This is a genomic window from Xylophilus rhododendri, assembly GCF_009906855.1.
GTDB lineage: Bacteria > Pseudomonadota > Gammaproteobacteria > Burkholderiales > Burkholderiaceae_C > Xylophilus > Xylophilus rhododendri.
Genome location: NZ_CP047650.1, coordinates 1721694 through 1741545, shown reverse-complemented (window position 1 = coordinate 1741545; position 19852 = coordinate 1721694). Strand labels below are relative to the sequence as shown.

The 19852-nt window shown below is 60.7% G+C and carries 20 protein-coding genes and 1 rRNA gene; 19 read left to right on the top strand and 2 right to left on the bottom strand.

The features are described from left to right. The 14 genes from rrf to GT347_RS07840 all read left to right on the top strand — a co-directional run bounded on the left by rrf (nt 1) and on the right by GT347_RS07840 (nt 14171). Nucleotides 1-113 (top strand): 5S ribosomal RNA (rrf, locus tag GT347_RS07900). Nucleotides 114-258: 145 nt separating this feature from the next. After that, nucleotides 259-1056, top strand: a complete 798-nt coding sequence (locus tag GT347_RS07895; protein ID WP_160551441.1) for a type III pantothenate kinase — start codon at nt 259-261, stop codon at nt 1054-1056. 58 nt (nt 1057-1114) lie between these two features. Then, nucleotides 1115-1894 carry an ABC transporter permease gene (locus tag GT347_RS07890; RefSeq protein ID WP_160551440.1) on the top strand — a complete coding sequence of 260 codons (780 nt, stop codon included), beginning with the start codon at nt 1115-1117 and terminating at the stop codon, nt 1892-1894. After that, complete coding sequence (locus GT347_RS07885; protein ID WP_160551439.1) at nt 1891-2637, top strand: ABC transporter ATP-binding protein; 747 nt, start codon at nt 1891-1893, stop codon at nt 2635-2637. The genes GT347_RS07890 and GT347_RS07885 overlap by 4 nt, the downstream gene beginning before the upstream one ends. A gap of 2 nt (nt 2638-2639) precedes the next feature. Further along, complete coding sequence (locus GT347_RS07880; RefSeq protein ID WP_160551438.1) at nt 2640-3764, top strand: DegT/DnrJ/EryC1/StrS family aminotransferase; 1125 nt, start codon at nt 2640-2642, stop codon at nt 3762-3764. 91 nt (nt 3765-3855) lie between these two features. Then, nucleotides 3856-4281, top strand: a complete 426-nt coding sequence (locus tag GT347_RS07875) for a GNAT family N-acetyltransferase (RefSeq protein ID WP_160551437.1) — start codon at nt 3856-3858, stop codon at nt 4279-4281. Continuing rightward, on the top strand, nt 4274-5833 hold the full coding sequence (locus tag GT347_RS07870) for a glycosyltransferase (RefSeq protein ID WP_160551436.1): 1560 nt from the start codon (nt 4274-4276) through the stop codon (nt 5831-5833). Before GT347_RS07875 ends, GT347_RS07870 begins: the two co-directional genes overlap by 8 nt. 109 nt (nt 5834-5942) lie before the next feature. After that, on the top strand, nt 5943-7808 hold the full coding sequence (locus GT347_RS07865) for a glycosyltransferase family 2 protein (RefSeq protein ID WP_160551435.1): 1866 nt from the start codon (nt 5943-5945) through the stop codon (nt 7806-7808). Then, a complete protein-coding gene (locus GT347_RS07860; protein WP_160551434.1) occupies nt 7805-10759 on the top strand; it encodes a hypothetical protein in 2955 nt (984 codons plus the stop codon). The genes GT347_RS07865 and GT347_RS07860 overlap by 4 nt, the downstream gene beginning before the upstream one ends. Continuing rightward, nucleotides 10749-11177 carry a GtrA family protein gene (locus GT347_RS07855; protein WP_160551433.1) on the top strand — a complete coding sequence of 143 codons (429 nt, stop codon included), beginning with the start codon at nt 10749-10751 and terminating at the stop codon, nt 11175-11177. The genes GT347_RS07860 and GT347_RS07855 overlap by 11 nt, the downstream gene beginning before the upstream one ends. Next, on the top strand, nt 11161-11907 hold the full coding sequence (locus tag GT347_RS07850; RefSeq protein WP_229722790.1) for a glycosyltransferase family 2 protein: 747 nt from the start codon (nt 11161-11163) through the stop codon (nt 11905-11907). The genes GT347_RS07855 and GT347_RS07850 overlap by 17 nt, the downstream gene beginning before the upstream one ends. Then, nucleotides 11883-12176, top strand: a complete 294-nt coding sequence (locus tag GT347_RS27460; protein ID WP_229722789.1) for a hypothetical protein — start codon at nt 11883-11885, stop codon at nt 12174-12176. The genes GT347_RS07850 and GT347_RS27460 overlap by 25 nt, the downstream gene beginning before the upstream one ends. After that, entirely contained in the window at nt 12176-13168 is a 993-nt protein-coding gene (locus GT347_RS07845) for a glycosyltransferase family 2 protein (RefSeq protein ID WP_160551432.1), read from the top strand. Before GT347_RS27460 ends, GT347_RS07845 begins: the two co-directional genes overlap by 1 nt. Before the next feature lie 4 nt (nt 13169-13172). Further along, the gene (locus GT347_RS07840) at nt 13173-14171 is read left to right on the top strand and encodes a glycosyltransferase (protein ID WP_160551431.1); all 999 of its coding nucleotides are present in this window, start codon (nt 13173-13175) and stop codon (nt 14169-14171) included. Here the strand turns inward: GT347_RS07840 and GT347_RS07835 are convergent, their stop codons facing one another. Beyond that, on the bottom strand, nt 14172-14930 hold the full coding sequence (locus GT347_RS07835) for a glycosyltransferase family 2 protein (RefSeq protein WP_160551430.1): 759 nt from the start codon (nt 14928-14930) through the stop codon (nt 14172-14174). A gap of 47 nt (nt 14931-14977) precedes the next feature. Here GT347_RS07835 and GT347_RS07830 point away from each other — a divergent pair, with 47 nt between their 5' ends. From GT347_RS07830 to GT347_RS07810, 5 genes are all read left to right on the top strand, one after another. Continuing rightward, on the top strand, nt 14978-16075 hold the full coding sequence (locus GT347_RS07830) for an MraY family glycosyltransferase (protein WP_160551429.1): 1098 nt from the start codon (nt 14978-14980) through the stop codon (nt 16073-16075). A 35-nt stretch (nt 16076-16110) separates the two neighbouring features. Next, nucleotides 16111-17001 (top strand): acetylglutamate kinase, encoded by an 891-nt coding sequence (gene argB, locus GT347_RS07825; RefSeq protein ID WP_160551428.1) that lies wholly within the window; start codon nt 16111-16113, stop codon nt 16999-17001. 79 nt (nt 17002-17080) lie between these two features. Beyond that, complete coding sequence (slmA, locus tag GT347_RS07820; protein ID WP_160551427.1) at nt 17081-17722, top strand: nucleoid occlusion factor SlmA; 642 nt, start codon at nt 17081-17083, stop codon at nt 17720-17722. A 48-nt stretch (nt 17723-17770) separates the two neighbouring features. After that, nucleotides 17771-18616, top strand: a complete 846-nt coding sequence (locus GT347_RS07815; protein WP_160551426.1) for an acyl-CoA thioesterase — start codon at nt 17771-17773, stop codon at nt 18614-18616. Between the two features lie 16 nt (nt 18617-18632). After that, a complete protein-coding gene (locus tag GT347_RS07810; protein WP_160551425.1) occupies nt 18633-19397 on the top strand; it encodes an enoyl-CoA hydratase in 765 nt (254 codons plus the stop codon). A gap of 15 nt (nt 19398-19412) precedes the next feature. Here GT347_RS07810 and GT347_RS07805 read toward each other — a convergent pair whose 3' ends face one another. Next, nucleotides 19413-19847 carry an acyl-CoA thioesterase gene (locus GT347_RS07805; RefSeq protein ID WP_160551424.1) on the bottom strand — a complete coding sequence of 145 codons (435 nt, stop codon included), beginning with the start codon at nt 19845-19847 and terminating at the stop codon, nt 19413-19415. Nucleotides 19848-19852: the final 5 nt, after the last annotated feature.

The window sequence follows — 19852 nt, the reverse complement described above, 5'->3', positions numbered from 1 at the left end:
CCTGATGACCATAGCGAGTTGGTACCACTCCTTCCCATCCCGAACAGGACAGTGAAACGACTCCGCGCCGATGATAGTGCGGGTTCCCGTGTGAAAGTAGGTCATCGTCAGGCTCTTACAGCCGCAAACGCCCCTCAGTCGAAAGATTGAGGGGCTTTTGTCTTTGGGTAATGCCATGTGGTGCAAACTCGCAGGAAGGCTTACATTCCTAACGGAGCTAACTTGCTGTTTATTTTTTGACCTCTTATAAACCCGGCCATGACTTTTCTAGCGATTGATGTCGGGAACACCCGGCTGAAGTGGGCAATGTTTTCAAACGTATCGCCTGGGCAGTATCCGATCGCGCAGGGCGTAGAGTTCTTGGAAAACATTGGCCGGCTTTCAGAGGGACCTTGGGCTGAGTTGCCTGCTCCTACTCGTATGCTGGGCTGCATCGTTGCAGGCGACGCCATTAGACGTTTGGTAGAAGAGCAGCTCGAGCTTTGGAATGTATTGCCTCAATGGGTCATCGCTTCAAAGTATGAGGCGGGAGTGACGAATGGCTATGATCATCCGCTGCGACTCGGCGCCGACCGCTGGCTTGCAATGATCGGCGCCTACCGCAGAATGCGGAGAAGCCAGGTATTCAAGCCATTGATAGTGGTAATGGTTGGCACTGCAGTTACGATTGATGCGCTCGATAGTTCGGGCATGTTCTTGGGTGGATTAATTCTTCCTGGCCATGGCATCATGCTGCGCGCGCTTGAAAGCGGCACTGCTGGCCTCCATGTTCCGACAGGAGAAGTTGTGTCATTTCCGAAAAACACCAGTGATGCGTTGACCAGCGGCGGCACGTATGCCATTGCTGGTGCAGTTCGCAGAATGGTGGATACACTTGGAAGCCAGTGCAACGAAACGCCCTTATGCGTGATGAGCGGCGGGGCGGGGTGGAAGATGGTTCAGAATATGGACCTTCAGGTCGAACTTGTAGAAATGCTTATTTTCGATGGTTTGTTAGAGGTGGCGTTTCATCGTGGAATGCAGGACGGCGAGGATAATGCCGTTTTGTTCCCTTAATGGTACTCGCGTGTGAATGGCTGTTTTCGCATTATGATTCCGTGCTAGGGTTCTGGATATGATTAAGTGGTTTTTGACGGGCCTTTGGGAATTCAAGCTTGTTCTTGTTCATTTCATTCAGCAGCATGTCACGTTGCGCTACCGCCGCACCGCACTGGGGTTTATGTGGACGCTGGTAAATCCTTTGTTGACGATGGCCATCACTTCGGTTGTCTTTTCGCTAATGATGCGGATGCCGGTAAAGAGTTTTGCCGTCTTTTTATTTGCTGGATTGATTCCCTGGACATTATTTTCCGGCTGCGTTATTCAGGGCGGAGGCGGCATTTTGGAGAACGAGTCATTAATCAAGAAAATATATATACCGCGCCAGATTTTCGTTATTTCCCGCTGTTGCGGTCTGCTGGTTGATGCTCTTTTGAGCTTTGCATGCCTTTTCATCCTGGCGCTATTGCTTGGTGCGCAGATGACGATTGCCTTGATCACCATTCCGCTCGCATTTCTGCTCGTCTTTTTATTCGCTGTGGGAATGGCGTTGGCGATGTCGGTATTGACAGTCTATGCGCGCGACGCGCAACACATTGTGTCAATCGCGTTGCAGGCTGGATATTATTTGACGCCTATTATCTATCCGCTCGAGATCATTCCCGAGAAATATCATTGGATCGTTGCAACCAATCCTTTGTATTATTTTATCGATTTATTTCGCGCGCCTATCTATTCCGGGGAATTCCCGTCTTTGCATTCTTACTCTGTGGCCGCTATGTGTGCGGTTGGCAGCTTGTTGATCGGCATGTACATTTTTCGGCGCTTTGATCGCGAGGTTATTTTTCGCTTATGAATGAGCTCAGTGAGATAAATGTCGAGGGTGTTTCCCTGGAGTTCAAGCTCTATCAGGATAAGCACACGTCGATCAAAGAGAAGTTTGCGCTTATGCTGCGGGGGCAACATAGTCCTCAGCCAAAGCAGTTTTGGGCTCTCAAGGATGTAAGCCTCAATATCGTCCACGGCGAGCGGGTCGGTATCGTGGGCCACAATGGCGCGGGTAAAAGCACCTTGCTCAAGACCATTTGCAGGATCTACGAGCCTACATTCGGTACGGTTCGTGTCGCTGGCAAAGTTGCTCCTTTGCTCGAGATCGGCGCCGGTTTCCAGCCCGAAATCAGCGGCCGTGAAAATATTTACCTCAATGGCGCCATCCTAGGCTACACGAGGCCCCAACTCGAAAAGATCGAACGCGAAGTGATTGAGTTCACGGGCATGCAGGATTTTATCGACACTCCAGTCAAGTATTATTCGACCGGCATGTATATGAAGCTTGCGTTTGCGATCGCGACGGCGGTTCATCCGGAAATCTTGATACTTGATGAGCTTTTTGCAGGCGGGGATGCAGAATTCATTGCGCGTGCGCAAGAGCGCATGGCGTCTTTCGTCGATAACTCTAGCATCCTTGTTTTTGTCTCTCACCAAACCGACTTGATTCGACGCCTCTGCAACCGTGTTATATGGATGGATCATGGCCAAATCCGAGAGGACGGCCCGACAGAGCAGGTTTTGACTAATTATTTGCACAAAGGGGAATAAATATGGCAACTCAATTGTTTGTACCGGCTTTTCGGGTTGAAGAATGCCTTGAAGAAATCAGGGAATGCCTGGTCAAAGGATGGACCGGCTTGGGCTTCAAGACGGTTCAGTTCGAGAAGGCGTGGGGTGACTATACCGAGTTGCCTTTTTCCCATTTTCTTAGTTCGAACACTGTGGGCTTGCACTTGGCCATGCATCTGTTCCGCACCAAGGATGGCTGGGTCGATGGCGATGAGGTCATCACTTCCCCTTTGACTTTTATTTCGACCAATCATGCGATTAAGTACTGCGCTCTGAATCCTGTATTTGCCGACGTTGATGATTCTCTTTGTCTCGACCCGGCGGATATCGAGCGCAAGATCACACCGCGCACGAAAGCGGTGATTTTCGTGGGTATGGGCGGCAATGTCGGCCAATACCGGCGCGTTGTGGAACTGTGCCGGGCAAGGGGTCTCAGGCTGATTCTCGATGCGGCGCATATGGCGGGCACACGCGTGAATGGCGTCCATGTCGGGGGCGATGCAGACTGCACCGTTTTCAGTTTTCAGGCCGTCAAGAACTTGCCTACAGCGGACAGCGGAATGATATGTTTCCGTGACGTTGAGGACGACGCTCGCGTGCGCCGGTTGACTTGGCTTGGAATCAACAAGGATACCTATGCGAGAACGAGCAGCCAGGGCGCATATAAGTGGATGTATGACGTAGAGGAACTGGGCTTCAAATACCACGGCAATTCGATCATGGCTGCGATAGGCTTGGTCCAGTTGAAATATCTGGATTTGGATAACGCCTACCGTCGTCAACTGGCTACCTGGTACTCGGCCGGCCTGACTGGCCACAATAATGTCAATGTTGTTAGTCATTCGGAAGAATGCGAGTCGTCACGCCATTTGTTCCAAGTGCGCTTGCGCAATCGCGATGAGGTCATGCTGGCGTTGAACGAGCATGAAATTTATCCGGGCGTCCATTACCGGGATAATACCTGCTATGAGATGTATGCTGGAGGTCCGCCATGCCCGAACGCACGCAAGATCAGCGAAGAAATCCTTTCCCTTCCAATGCACATGGCTGTGACGGCGGCGGAAGTACGGAAAATTTCCGAATTGGTGGCACGCTACGCAAAGTGAAAAATCCAACTGCCTTGGTGGAAAAAAAGAAATTGCCCCCTATTGTGGCGAGCAACTGACCTTGCGGGTTTTGAGGGAGACGGATCTGGAAATGACTCGGCTTTGGCGAAACCGGGATGGCATTCGCCAGCAATTCCTGCATTCTGAGGTAATCGATTCGGCTTCGCAATTGGCATGGTTTGATGCTTATGTCGGCAAGGCCGATGATTATGTGTTCATTGCGGAAAATTCAGTGGGGCAGCCGATCGGCCAAGTTGCCATCTATCGCATCGACGATGACTTGCGCACCGCCGAAGTTGGTCGTTTTATTGCTGCGCCGGGGGAGGATGGCAAGGGCCAGATGCGTCGGGCGTTGGAAGGTTTGTGCATCATGGCGCAGCAATATTGGGCCCTGACCTCCGTCTATCTGCAAGTGTTCGCCGGCAATGAGCGTGCCCGCAAGCTCTATGAGAGGGCCGGTTTCGCCGTGACCGGTGACGAAGGATTGATCGTGCGCATGGAGAAGCACTTTGATTGAACTGATGCGTCGGCTGGGCTATGCCACTCGAACACGTCTGCATGTAGTGCTGGTGTGCGAGGGCAATATCCCAACGGTTCAGCTGACTTTTCAGGCGTTCTGTGCGATACCCGCGGTCGAAAGAGTCACGGTGATGTCATGCAAAGAAGCCCTGGATTTCCTGCCTTCCGCGCCTGCCAATACGCATGTCGTGCTCATCAGGGTTGCATCGATCGAATCCCTTGATCTCATTAATTGGTTGCAGCGCTGCCGGTTTCCTTATGCGTATCTGCTGGACGATAATTTCTGGTTGCTAGACGACAGGAGCGATATTTCCTGCTTCTATTCGAATCCGCAAGTCCGTGCGGTATTAGAGTATGTGGTTCATGGCGCTGATGTGGTTTTGTGCCACACGAACATCTTTCGGAAGTTCCTTCAAGCGTTCAACCGCAATGTGCGGCTGGTTCCGGCGTTCTTCGATTTTTTAATGCTGAAGCCGGTGGTGGGAACCGAGCGTGAGTCGTCTACGGAATTGCGGATTGGCGTTGTCGCCAACGCCAGCCGTGCTGCCGACGTCGCACTGCTTGTTCCTGTCATCGATCAGGTATTGAAGCGGGCGCCGGAAGGCACGGTATTCGAGTTTTTCGGTTTTACGCCTCCGGCGCTGTCCGGGCGGCCTGGCGTACGTAGCCTGGACGGGGTCCGCGATTACTCCAGCTTCATCCAGACCAAGCTGTCACGTTCTTGGGTTCTTGCGCTGGCGCCCTTGCTCGATACCCCTTTCGGACGCTACAAGACCAACAACAAAGTGCGCGAATTCGGCGCCTGCAAGATCCCGGCGATTTATTCAGACACCCCACTTTACCGGGATAGCGTGGCGCATGGACAGACTGGCTGGCTCGTGCCCGACGATGCCGAGGCGTGGGTGGAAACGATCTTGGCGGCACTCAACGACATTCCGGCCGCACAAACCATCGGGCTCCGGGCAAATGCCTATGTGCAGAAACACCATGCACTTGCCCGGGTGCACGGCGCATGGTGGAAGGCCTGGCGTCCGTCGGTGACACGGCGCATCCGGACCGTCAGGAGGGTCGGGGAACGCATCGACGCCGCAGCAAGGACGGGCGTCGTAACCAGTGTGGCGCCGCGGATCGTTTCGGCGGATCAGCTTGATGTTGTAGCAGGCCTGGGTGATTCTGTCGATTTGATGCAACGGCAGACCGTTCTGGCCTTGGCGCCGGGTGACGGTTTGACTTCTGCGTTGCGGGTAACGACTGCTGATCCGCGCACGTGGAGTATGGTGGTAGCCACCTTTGCAACCGTACCCATTGGAGAAATACGTTTGTGGATTTCACAGTTCAGCGCGCCGTTGCTTGAACAGTCATTTGGTTTGGATGCTTCTTCGGATGGGGCGCATCTCCGCTTCGCGGTGCCGGGTCTGGTCCCCGGGGTCATCGATGTGCGGGTGGAAAACCGTTCGGATCGTACGGTCGGCCTTTATGGACTCTCCAGTATCGGCAGTTGCGCCTTTATTTCTTCCAACTTGATTTTCCCCATGCGATATTTCGCCTGATATGCGATCGTCCCGTTTTCTTAAAAGGTGCCGAAAAGGTTTGTTTCACTTGGCCAGGCCGCTCCGGTGGGGGGGCGCGGCGTGGTCGTTCGGCGGCGGATGGGTGGCCATGGCACGGTCGGCGCTCAAGTTGTTCAGGCGAGACGGGTTTGTCAAAGGCATGGCTGGTGGCGTTCGAATTCTTATTCGCGTCGCTTCCATGGCGGATGCTCATGCCACCGAATTGCAGCGTGAGGTTGATTATCCAGACTGGGTGCAAAAATACTCGACCGTGACTGGCGCGGACAAGGCATGGATGCGCCAGCGCACGGAAAAGTTTGCCAAGCGGCCTGTCATTTCGGTCGTGATGCCTACATACAACCCCGAGCCCGCGTGGCTTGATGCGGCAATCCGATCGATTAGAGCGCAGGTCTATCCGCACTGGGAGTTGTGTATTGCCGATGACGCATCCAGCAAGTCTTCGGTTGGCCCTTTGCTGGCCCGCTGGGCTGCCCGTGATCCACGCATCAAGATTGTCATGCGTCAAGAAAACGGCCACATCTCTGCGACATCCAACAGTGCCTTGTCGTTGGCTGGCGGCGAATGGATTGCCTTGCTTGATCATGACGATCTGCTTTCCGTAGATGCCCTTTTCTGGATTGCCGAAGCGATAGATGGCAATCCGGATGCGCGCATGGTCTATTCCGACGAGGACAAGATCGACGAAACCGGGCAACGGTTTGGCGCTTATTTCAAAAGTGATTGGAACCGGGACCTTTTTTATTCACAGAACATGTTCAGCCATTTGGGGGCGTTCTCGCGTTCGCTGGTGGAGCAGGTGGGCGGCTTCCGCTTGGGCCTTGAAGGCTCGCAGGACTATGACCTGACGCTACGGTGCCTGGAACACATCCATGATCGCCAGGTTATTCACATACCGCGGGTTCTCTACCACTGGCGCGTTCATTCGGAAAGCACAGCGCATTCTTCCGACGCGAAGCCCTATGCAATGTTCGCCGCCGAAAGAGCTTTGACGGAGCATTTTTCCCGCATCGATCGTCCCGCGTCTGCGCGGCATGTGGGTTGGGGATACGAAATCTCACATCATTGCCCGACGCCGGAGCCCAAGGCGTGCATCGTGGTGCATGCGGATTTGCATGGTGGACGATCGGACGCCTGGCAGGCGTGCGTGAGTTCGCTCGTGGCGCATACCGACTATGCGTCGTGGCACGTGGTGGTGTGGCTGGATGAGGTGTCGCCGGACGATCGTCGTTTCGCGGCGCTGCTCGACCACCGCATCTCGGTGGCAGTCGCACCTGATCCGGCAGGTGGGCTGGCGGCGGCCGCATTGGCCGGCGGCGACGCCGCGGTTCTGGTGCTGGTGCAGCCGGTATTGCGGTTCGTCGATGCTCAATGGCTGTCTGTTCTGGTGTCACAAGCCATGCGGCCAGACATCGCCGGAGCGGGCCCGCGTTACCAGATCGGCAAAGACCAATATCGGGGCAGCGGGTTGCTGCTCGGTGTTGGGCCTGACCGGCGCTTTGCGCCGGCCTTCCACGGCTTGCGAGAGGGCGATCCGGGCTTTTTCGGAAGAGCACTGCTTGCACAGAATTTCACCGCACTCGAGGACGGCTGCGTGGCTCTGCGCCGCGACTTGCTATTGCAGCTTATGCCGGAGCTCGATCACAACTTGGCGGGCCTGGCAGCCATGATCGACTACGGGCTGGTCGCCAGTCAGGTGGGTTTGCGGATGGTGTATGCGCCCAAAGCCCATGTGCAATGGACGGAGCCCTCAACGCGCGCGGGCCCGGGCGGAGATGCGGTCTCCGACGAGCACTGGAAGGCACTTGCATTGCGCTGGGGGGGGCCTTGTCTGAAGACAGCAGCTACAGCCCCAACCTTTCTGAACGAGGCGATTTTTCCTTGGCCTATCCGCCACGCTCCAGGTTTCTTACCGGCCGCAAATCGATGCGCCCAATCTCATAGTCCCATGGCATGAATTTTCCCTCCTTCGGAGATGCCGAAACATTCAGGCAGATCGGAGACCAATGTGCCCTGGCCCTGCGCGGTCAGGAGTCCTTGTTCAAGGGCTGCTACAACGGTATTCGGTCGATCGGCAGCGCCTTGTATTTCGCCTTGCCGCCCTTGCTCAGCGGCGATCCTGTCACGCAGTCGTACACCATACTGGCGTTCAATCTGTTTTGGCTTGCGCTCATGTACCAGGCGGTGCTGCGTATTGTCGAACTGCGGATGCCAACCGCAGGAATGTGCAATGCCGGGGTCGGTCTGGCCCGGATACTCGTAGGGGCGCTCACCCTGTTGCTTGCGTTGCCGCTCCTGCCCGTCGCGTTGAGTGACATGCCTGCAGCCACGCTGTTTGCCATTGGCTTGGGCTTCATGGTGCGTTTGCCCGGGCGCCTGATCGATGCCCTGCTGGCAGGGCTTTTCATGGCGCTTGGCGGGTTGATCAAGCAAAACTATCTGGTTTTCTCGGCTTTCGCCGTGTTGGCGCTGATCGTCACGATGCCTTGGCGTCCACGGATCCATTCCTGGAGCCAACTGCTGCGCTGTGCTGCGATGTTCGCAGCGGGCTTCAGCGTCAGCCTGACGCAGGTGTGGTGGATCTGGGCGCACACGGGCCATGTGCATGTCTACGATCCCGCCATGAATGCGGTTTTCGCTGATGTTCGCAATCAGCCGAATGTTGAGCTGATCGCGTTCTCGCTTCCTCACACGGGCGCCTATATCAGCCAGCTCGATGCACCGGTGAGCCGCGCCAGCCACTACGCGATCAAGCTGTGGCAAGGCCTTTTTGCGTACCGGCACGCAGTTTATCTGGGTGAGCCCCCGGCCGATGCGCCGTCGACGCTTCATGTCGATCGATGGCTCCTGGCCTGCGCATGGGCGTCGGTTGCGGCTTTTACAGGGATATGCTGCCTGCTCGCGAGGTATTCGAGAGGACGACGGGAGAAAGCGGCGCTGGTTTTCTCCGTGGCTGCGATTATTTTCACCGTGGCCATCATCCATGTCGAAAACCGTTATTTCTTTTTGCCGAAATTGATCCTTCTGGCCTTGGCTTGCGCTGTGGTCTGCCGACGCATATTTTCTGAAAGACCCATGCGAACACTACCGCTGGCCGCCGGAGTTCCGAGATTGGATCCGTTTAATATCATCGCTTATGTTGCTTGTGTGTTGATTTGCGCGCTGCTTTTCCAGCAGCCCGACCTTTTTCACACCACTGCTTCATCCTATGCCTACCTGACGGGGCATTTTGTAGACTTCTACGACTACAACCAAGGTATCGTGGCGCGGAACGATTATCTGCCGATCATTTACGTCATTTTCGCCATCTGGATGCTGCCATGGCATATATTAGGCGCGGCAGGCGATGTCGGACATTTGGGGATGATGTCACTGTCGACGGGGGAGATTCTCTGGGCGAAAAGCCTGCTGGCCGTGGCCTTCGCAATCGTCGCCGCCGGGGTGTATCGATGCGCCCTGCTACTTGCGGAGGGGACACGCGACGCCGCCAGGCTGGCGACGGTCGCCTTTGCCACATCGCCAATTGCCATATTCGCGGTATTTATTTTTGGGCAATACGACGTCATTGCCTTGTGTTTTGCGATTTGGGGATTCTTTTTCTATTTGACGCGGGACCTCAACCGCTTTGCGGTGCTGTTCGCATTCGCCATTCCCTTCAAGTATTTCGCCCTGCTGGCGTTCATACCGCTGCTGCTTTTCGCCGAGAAAAGGCCGTTGGCCATTATTCGCCTGGGTGCCATTGGTGTGTCGCTGACACTGCTGCAGTTCCTGCTGTATGCGGGCAGCCCGGCGTTTCGCGGATCGATTTTCCATCTGGCGGGCACCAAGCTGGGCGATGCGGCGGTCCCTCTGCTGCACAGCCCCCGCCTCCATCTCGCGCTGGCCATGGCGCTCATCTGTCTGGTTGCATATGTCAGGCGACCGGCATCGGCGGCGAGCTTCCGACGTGAGGCAGTGCTTTTCCCGATCGCCGCGTATGGCTGTTTTCTGGCCAGCGTGGACTGGCATCCGCAGTGGCTGATCATCACGATGCCCTTCATCGCGCTGTCGACAATCTTGGTTCGGCGCCGTTCCCTTCTTTTGATCGGCGAATTGTTCGCGATGGCAGGGCTGGTCTGGGTCAGCGCCAACCAGTGGGTGGGTAATGTCGACGCGACGATGTTGCAGTTGGGCGTGTGGCGGCAGCATTTCCAGGTGCAATACATGACGATGGCCGATCTGATGCCGTTGGTGGCGACCTCCTGGTGGAAGCTGTGGTTGCAGATATTCCTGCTGCTGCCGGTGGCGCTCGTCGTGTTCGAACGCCTCTGGCGCCAGCCTGCGCATGTTGTGGCGGGCTCCTCGCTGGCCGGGCTGAAGAGCCGCATGTGGCTGGGCGTGGCGTTCTTCGTATTGCCCGCGCTCGCCTGCGGCCTGATCTCGCGCGATGCTGCGCAGCGGTGGAATCGCAACGCCTGGGTCCAGGAGGCGACGGTCGTGCCGCTCGCCAGCGAAGGCGAACGGCCAGTAGGCGCGATTTGGGGCGGCGAGGTCGTATCCCAACGCTTCGTGGTTCCTCGCAACGGCCTGATCGGGGTGGGGCTGCAGTTCGCCACGTATGCGCGTATCAACCTGGGCGAGTTGCAGTGGAGCCTAACCGACAGCCAGGGGAGGACGGTTGCGCAGGGCATTGAAAAACAGCAGTTGCTGAGGGACAACGCGTTCCAGGATTTTCGTTTGTCCCGAATGGACAACTCAGCGGGACAGAGTTACACGCTGACCCTGTCGGCGCCCCAGGTACTGCCGGCGCACGCGGTGACGGTATGGATGACTTCTGCCAGCGCTTTGCCGTCGGGCATGTCGCCTGCCCAAGCCGGCGACAAGCCTGTCTCCGGGGCGCTGGTCATGCGCCTGTTGTATGCGCGTTGAGCCTTCGGAAAAGCGCGTCGCCTGGCGGAGCGCGGCAGGGGCTGTGTCCCGGCTGGAGTTCGTGCGCTTCCTGTTTGTCGGCGTGCTGAACTCCGCCTTCGGTTACGGGTGTTTTGCAGCGCTGCTCTTTCTGGGCCTGCACTACGCGCTCGCCCAACTGCTGGCGACTGTGTGCGGAGTGCTCTTCAATTTCATGACCACCGGGCGCCTGGTCTTTGGTTCGGCATCGCCCCGGTTGCTGGGGCGGTTCGTGCTGGTCTACGGTGTGGTGTATGGATGCAATGTGGCAGGCTTGGCCATGCTTTTGCATTTCGGCATCGGTGCGTATGCGGCAGGGGCGTTGATGCTGGTCCCCATGGCCGTGCTTTCCTATCTACTCAGCAAGTTTTTCGTATTTACCCATGCCCAAACTCATTAGCATCGTCACTCCCTGCTACAACGAAGAGGGCAATGTCGAGGAGCTCGCCGCCCGCATTGCAGCCACCATGGCGACCTTGCCCTACGAGTACGAGCACATTTTCATCGACAACCATTCGACCGATGGCACCGCCGGGCTGATCAAGTCGATGGCGGCCGCCGACCGCCGCATCAAGCTGATCGTCAACGCGCGCAACTTTGGCCATATCCGCTCGCCCTATTACGGCATCATGCAGTCCCGGGGCGATGCATGCGTACTCATCGCCGCCGACCTGCAGGATCCGCCGGAAATGATTGCGCAGTTCGTCGAGAGGTGGGAGGCGGGATTCAAGACCGTCATGGCCACCAAGCCCGAAAGCGAGGAGTCGCGGCTGATGTATGCGGTGCGTTCGGCCTATTACCGGATGATTGGCCGCATTTCAGAGGTCCCACTGGTGCGCAACGCCACCGGCGCGGGGCTGTTCGACCGCGCCGTAATCGACATCCTGCGCAAGATCGAGGACCCGTATCCGTATTTTCGTGGCCTGGTATGCGAGATCGGTTTTCCCATCGCAACCGTTCCGTTCAAGCAGCCCAAACGCAAGCGCGGCATCACGAAAAACAACTTCTACACGCTCTACGACATCGCGATGCTGGGCATCACGAACCACTCGAAGGTGCCGCTGCGCCTCATGGCGCTCGGGGCTTTCTGCTGTCCATGCTCAGCATGTTCATCGCCATCCTGTTCCTGATGGCCAAGCTGCTCTTCTGGAATTACTTTTCGCTCGGTATCGCCCCGATCGTCGTGGGACTGTTTTTCTTTTCATCGGTGCAGATGCTGTTCATCGGGCTGTTGGGTGAATACGTGGGTGCGATCTACACACGGGTCCGGCGCATGCCATTGGTAGTCGAGCTGGAGCGGGTGAACTTCGATCGGGTCGATGAAGAATCCATCGTCCGGTCTGCAGCACCGGACGTGCCGCCCGCTGCGGCGGACGACGGCGTGACGTCGCTGCGCTGATGGCGATCCTCCGTCCCGTCGCTGGCGTCGCCATGTGCGTCTACAACGGCGCCGCCTATCTGCAGGAGCAACTCGACAGCATCGCCGCTCAGACGGAATTGCCCCGGCGCATGGCCATCGTGGATGACGGATCGGTCGACGGCAGCTGGGAGCTTTTGCAGCGCTGGGCACCGACGGCGCCCTTCGAGGTGCGGCTGCATCGCAATACGACCAACCTGGGGGTGGTGCGAAACTTCGAACGCGCGCTGGCGCTGGCTGGCGATGACATCGACCTCGTTTTCCTCGCCGACCAGGACGACCGCTGGTTCGCCGACAAGCTCGCCACCTTCGTCGACCGCTTCGCAGCCGATCCTGGCCTGTGCCTGCTGCACAGCGATGCCGAACTGATCGACTCCGAGGGCGTGTCCATGGGCCGCCGCCTGTTCCAGGCCCTGCTGGTGACGGATGACGAACGCAGCCAGGTTGCAGGCGGCCGGGCTTGGCGTGTGTATGCCAAGCGCAATCTCGTCACCGGCGCTGCCTGCGCCTTTCGCCGCTCGCTGCTGGAGGGGGCCTTGCCGTTTTCGCCACTCTGGGTGCATGACGAATGGCTCGCCTTCGTTGCGGCGTTGACGGCCAGAGTCGGCCTGCTCGACGTACCCACCATGGCCTATAGGCTGCACCGGGCCAACACCGTCGGCATGCCGATCCCGTCGTGGGGATGGCGCCTGCGCACCATCGCCCAGGCTTTTTTCACGCCCATGGCGCCGCGCCAGATCCTGCGTGCCGAACGCCTGACGCAGATGGTCGAGCGCGCCGAGCACCTGGGCGCGGATGCGCAGGCGATCGCCTGGATTCGCGCCGCGGCCGAACATGCGCAGTTTCGCGGTCATCTGCCGCGCAATCCGCTGCGCCGGGCCATCGCCGTGTCGCACAGCTGGCGTCGGCGCGACTACCACCGCTGGTCGAACGGCAAGATTTCCATGCTGCACGATCTGCTGATCGCCACCTGAGGCCATGAGCCAACCCTGCCATTCCGTCTCGGTTGCGCTGTGCACCTGTAACGGCGCGCGTTTTGTCGAGGAGCAGATCGACAGCATCTGCCGGCAGACGGTCGCGGCGACCGAACTGGTGCTGTGCGACGACGCCTCCACGGACGACACCGTCGAGCGTGCCCGGGCTGCATGGGCGCGCTGCCGGGACGCCGGATGGCAGGTGCCGGCGTTGCGCGTGACGGTGCAACCGCGCCGCCTGGGCGTGGCGGCCAATTTTGCGGCGGCTCTGGCACGGTGCAGCGGCGAACTGGTGGTGCTCAGCGACCAGGACGACCGCTGGCATCCCGACCGGCTGGAACACGCGGTGGGCTTTTTCGCCGCCCATCCGCAAGCCTTGCTGCTGCATGGCAACGCCGATCTGGTCGATGCCGCAGGCAAGCCCCTGGGTCTAGACCTCTTCACCGCGCTGGATGTTGGCGCACAAGAACTGGAAGCGCTCGAACAGGGCAGGGCTTTCGAACCCCTGCTAGACCGTAATCTGGCCACCGGCGCGACCATGGCTGTCCGGCAGGAACTGCTCGCGCTCGCCTTGCCGATACCCGCGCACTGGATCCACGACGAATGGCTGGCGGCGCTGGCCGCGGCGATGGACGCGCTGGCGGTGACGCGGCGATGCCTCATCGATTACCGGCAGCATGGCGCCAACCAGATCGGTGCGCGCCAGGAGTCCTGGCACGAGGCGATGCGCCGCCTGGTCAGCCCGAGAGGCGATTTCCTCGCTTTCCGGCTGGAGCGGGCCCGCGAACTGCGGTGTGCGCTCGAGGCGCTGGGCTTGCGCGTGCCTGCCCGGGCCCTGCGTCTGGCAGGAGAGAAGGTGGCGCACCACGCGGTGCGGGCGGCGCTGCCGGCAAACCGGCTGCTGCGCACGCTGCCGGTGTGGCGCGAATGGCGTACCGGCCGCTACCGGCGGTTCGGCCGCGGGCTGCGGGGCCTGGCCAAGGATCTGCTGGAGCGCGGCTGATCAGCCCTTGCCGAGCAAGGAGCGATAGCGCCAGAAGACGCTGGACATCCAGATCCGCAGCAGGCTGGCGACATGCCAGGCCAGTGGACGTAGCGCTGCGTGGCTGGCGCGCTGGGCCTCGTGGTGGGCCAGCAGCGTCTCGTCGATCTGCAGCCGCCAGCCGGCCAGGCGGGCGCGAGCGCACAGGTCGAAATCCTCACCGTACATGAAGAAGCGCTTGTCGAAACCGCCCAGCTGCTGGAAGGCCTGCGATCGCCACAGCATGAACAGGCCGGGAATCCAGGCCGGCTCGGCGGGCGGCAGGTAGGCCGGCCGGCGCCGCGTCAGGATCTCCCACGGAGTCAGCAAGCCCCGGTGCGGCTCGGGTCCCCGCCTGCCCGGCTCAAGGATGCGCGGAGCCAGCAGGCCGCTGTCAGGCCGGGCTGCGGCCAGCAGCGGCGACAGAATGTCCCCGTTCAGCCGGATATCGGGATTGAGGACGAGGAACCAGGGCGTTTCGCATCGTCCGAATGCCTGGTCGTGGTTGGCCCCGAAACCCTGGGCCTGATGGTTGAAGAGCTGTTCGACCGGAAATCCGCTGGGGGGTAGGGGCGGCGCGTCGGGCTCCGGGATGTTGATGGTGAGCACGATCTTGGCGATGCTGGTGCTGCAGTGGCGGTCCAGCTGTACGAGCAGGGGTGCGATCAGGCCCAGTTGACCATGGCTGACGATGGAAACGGTGATGGGCCGGGAGGGCGGCAAGATGGCGCTGTCTGGCATGGTCTAATTTCGGTCGCGATTCTAGTGCCGCGCCCCCACCCCCCAGGATGATCACACTCATAGTTCTCAGCTTTTTCCTGTCCGCGATGACGGTGTTGCTGCTTGTCAGGCGAACCCACCGGCATGCCCGTGGATATGCGGACGATCTTCCGCAGCGCTTCCATCGTGGAGACGTGCCGCGCCTTGGCGGCGTCGGCATCTTCATCGGTCTCGCCGCTGGCTGGCTGTTTGCCGGTTGCCTGCGTGGCGACCCGTTCAACCTCGCCTGGTCCGGGCAGGATTGCGCGCTGACATTGGCCTGCCTGCTGCCCGCGGTGGTTTGCGGCATTGCCGAGGATGTCACGCAGCGGGTGCGCATCGGCTTGAGGCTGGTCTTTACCTTGTCTTCGGCCGGACTATTTTGCTACCTGTTCGGCCTATCGATCATCCGTACCGACATCGGCCTGGTCGACGGTTTTTTGAGCGCCTGGCCGGTCCTCGGGCTGTTGTTTGCGGTCTTCGCCATCGGCGGCCTGCCGCACGCCTTCAACCTGATCGACGGCTACAACGGCCTGGCCGGGACGGTAGCCCTGCTGACCTGCCTGGCGATATCGCACGTAGCGCTTCAGGTGGGCGACCGCCAGCTCGCTGCCATGGTGCTGTGCCTGGCGGGCGCCACCGCCGGTTTCCTGGCCTTCAACTACCCGCGCGGCAAGATCTTCGCAGGCGATGGCGGTGCTTATGTGTGGGGCATGGTCATCGCGGTAGCGGCGGTGGCGCTGGTACAGCGCCATGCGCAGGTGTCGCCCTGGTATCCGATACTGCTGCTGGTCTATCCGGTCTGCGAGACGCTTTTCTCGATCTACCGCAAGGTGGCCCGCGGCCAGTCGCCTGGAACGGCCGACGCCCTGCATTTCCACCAACTGGTTTTCCGCCGCATCGTGAGGCCCGTGCTGCTGGACGACGACGATCTGCAACTGCTGCGGCGCAACAACAAGACGGCTCCCTACCTCTGGATGTTTTCCGCCTTGTCCCTCGTTCCGGCGGTGCTGCTGTGGCGCCACACCTGGGCCCTGGTCGTGTGCAGTGCCCTGTTCGCGTTGATCTATGTCGGCGCCTACTTGATGATCGTTCGTTTCAAGGTGCCGGGCTGGCTGCGTTTCTGAGCCCGTTTTTCTGTTTGACCCATCCTGCAAATCCCATGGACAACCTCGCATCCATCCCTCCGCGCGACAAGGCCGAAATCCTCGCCCAGGCGCTGCCCTACATCCGCCGCTTCCATGGCAAGACCATGGTCATCAAATACGGCGGCAACGCCATGACCGATCCGGCGCTGCAGGCCGACTTCGCCGAGGACGTGGTGCTGCTCAAGCTGGTCGGCATCAACCCGGTGGTGGTGCACGGCGGCGGCCCGCAGATCGAAACGGCCTTGAAGCGCCTGGGCAAGAAGGGCGAGTTCATCCAGGGCATGCGTGTCACCGACCACGAGACCATGGAAGTGGTCGAGTGGGTGCTGGCCGGCGAGGTGCAGCAGGACATCGTGGGCCTGATCAACCAGGCCGGCGGCAAGGCGGTGGGCCTGACCGGGCGCGACGGCGGCCTGATCCGCGCCAAGAAGCTGCGCATGCCCGACCGCGACGATCCGAACACCTTCCACGACGTCGGCCAGGTGGGCGACATCGTGCAGATCGATCCCTCGGTGGTGAAGGCTCTGCAGGACGACCAGTTCATCCCCGTCATCAGCCCGCTGGGTTTCGGCGAGGAAAACGAGAGCTACAACATCAACGCCGACGTGGTGGCCGGCAAGCTCGCCACCGTGCTGCAGGCCGAGAAGCTGCTGCTGCTGACCAACACGCCCGGCGTGCTGGACAAGGGCGGCACGCTGCTGACCGACCTGAGCGCGCGCGAGATCGACGAGCTGTTCGCCGACGGCACCATCTCCGGCGGCATGCTGCCCAAGATCGAGGGCGCGCTCGACGCGGCGCGCAGCGGCGTGAACTCGGTGCACATCATCGACGGCCGGGTGCCGCATGCGCTGCTGCTGGAAATCCTGACGGACCAGGCCTTCGGCACGATGATCCGATCCCATTGATGTAGTGTTACCACTAAATGGATGACTGTTGCCGCGAGCACTGTGCGAGAATGGGACAAGATTACGCACGGTTACACCTATGTCCGAGGCAGCAGTGAATTCCATCGAGGAGCCGCGTTCCGCCGATGTTCCCGCATCCGGTACACGCAAACGTCCCAAGCCCGGTGAGCGCCGCGTGCAGATATTGCGCGCTCTTGCCGAAATGCTGGAGAAGCCGGGATCCGAGCGCGTCACCACCGCCGCGCTGGCTGCGCGGCTGGACGTGAGTGAGGCGGCGCTCTACCGGCACTTCGCCAGCAAGGCGCAGATGCTGGAGGGGCTGATCGAGTTCATCGAGCAGTCGGTCTTCACGCTGGTCGACGAGATCGCCGAGCGCTCCGACCGCGCGGGTCAGCCGGGGCAGCTGGTCTCCATGCTGCTGCAGTTCGCCGAGAAGAATCCGGGCATGACCCGGGTGATGGTCGGCGACGCGCTGGTCTTCGAGAACGAACGCCTGCAGCAGCGCATGAACCTGTTCTTCGACAAGTTCGAGGCCGCCCTGCGCCAGGCCCTGCTCGTGGCCGAAGGCCACAGCGGCGATGCCGTGCCCAGCGACGATTCGGCGGTGCGTGCCTCGGTGCTGTGCGCCTTCTCGGTGGGACGGCTGCAGCGCTTCGCGCGCTCGGGTTTCCGGCGGCAGCCCTCCGAGCAGCTCGACGCCAGCCTGGCCAGCATGCTCTGACACACGCGGCGCCCACGGGCGCCGTTTTTTTGCGTGTGTAATCGTGGGATGTCCAGCGAACCAACCCACCAAAACATTCACACGTTCGACCAGGCCACGGCCTTGCAGCCGGCCGGGCCGCATCACTGGAAAGGCCAGCCGGGCAGGTTGTACTGGAACATGGTCGGGCCCTTCGGCGGCACCACCGCCGCGACGCTTCTGCATGCGGTGTTGCTGCACCCCGAGCGCATCGGCGAGCCGGCCGCTCTAACGGTCAATTACGCCGCGCCGCTGGCCGACCTGCCTTTCGTGCTGGAGGCGCGGCCGTTGCGCACCAACCGCTCCTCGCAGCACTGGCTGCTGCTGATGACGCAGGTCGATACCGAAGGCCAGACCATCACCGTGGCGTCCGGCACCGCCGTCACGGCGCTGCGCCGCGGCACCTGGGCCGGTTCCGAGCTGCCGCATCCGCCCGTCACCCCGGCCGAAAACCTCAGTCCTCGACCGCCGACCGCCGGGCTGGCCTGGAGCGAACGCTACGACCTGCGCCTGCTCGACGGCGACCTGCCCACGGCTTGGGACGGGGCTCATGCCGACGACAGCCTCACCCGCCTGTGGATCCAGGACTTGCCGCCGCGCCCCATCGATTTCCTCTCGCTCGCGGCCATGAGCGATATGTTCTATCCCCGCATCTGGCGCCGCCGCGCCTTGCGCACGCCGGCCGGCACCGTTTCGATGACGGTGTATTTCCACGCCGACCAGGCCGCGCTGGCCGCCGCCGGCAGCGGCCCTTTGCTCGGCGAGGCGCGTGGCCAGGAATACCGCCACGGCTTCTTCGACCAGCGCGCCCAGCTCTGGAGCGCCGACGGCACCATCATGACGACCACCCACCAGCTGGTCTATTTCCGCGACTGACAAGCCAAGAGACACCATGAGCGACATCCTCAGCCACACCGAAGACAGCGTCCTCACGCTGACGCTGCACCGCCCCGACCGCAAGAACTCGATCAACCGGGCCATGTACACCACCCTCGCGGATGCGCTGGACGGCGCCGCCGCCGATCCCGCCGTGCGGGTGGTGGTGCTGCAGGGCAGCGAGACGGTGTTCTGCGCCGGCAACGACATCGGCGAATTCATCGAGGCGCCGCCGGTCGGCCAGGATGCACCGGCCTTTCGTTTCATGCGTTGCCTGGCGGCCTTTGCCAAGCCGCTGGTGGCGGCGGTCTGCGGCCCGGCGGTGGGCATCGGCACCACCATGCTGTTCCATTGCGATCTGGTCTATGCCGGTGACAACGCGGCTTTTTCCATGCCCTTCGTGAACCTGGGCCTGTGCCCGGAAGCGGGCGCCAGCCTGCTGGCGCCGCGGATGTTCGGATACCACCGCGCCGCCGAGGCCCTGCTGCTGGGCGAGCCCTTCCTGGCCGAGGCGGCGCTGGAGGTCGGCCTGGTCAACCGCGTGGTGCCGCCGAGCGAGGCTTCGCGCCTGGCCGCGGCGCAGGCCCGCAAGCTGGCGGGCAAGCCGCTGGAAGCGCTGGTGGCCACCAAGGCATTGATGAGGCGCGATCCGGCCCAGCTGCTGCCGCAGCGCATCGCCGACGAGTGCGACACCCTGGGCCGCCTGGTGCAGGCGCCGGCCGCGCAGGAGGCTTTCAAAGCCTTCATGGAAAAGCGCCGGCCGGATTTCTCCGGCCTTTGAGTGCGTCGGGCGGCCTCAGCCCGCCGCGTGCGGCTGGCCGTCGCGGCTGGGCAGGGGCCGGGGGCGGCCTTCCTCGTCGATCGCCACATAGGTCAGCGTGGCCTCGGTCACTTTCACATAGCGGCCCTGGTCCACATAACGCTCGGCGAACACCTCGATCGCGACGGTGATCGAGGTGGTGCCCACCCGCAGCACCTTGCCGAAGAAGGACAGGATGTCGCCCACCCGCACCGGCTGCTTGAAGACGAACTCCTTGACCGCCACCGTCGCCATGCGGCCCCGGGTGTAGCGCGCCGGCAGGATGGAGCCCGCGATGTCGACCTGTGCCATCACCCAGCCGCCGAAGATGTCGCCGTTGAGATTGCAGTCCGAAGGGCGGGGCGTGAGTTTCAACACCAGTTCCTGGTCGGTGGGTAATGCCACGCCGTGGGGCATGCGCGAGTCGGTCATGGGCA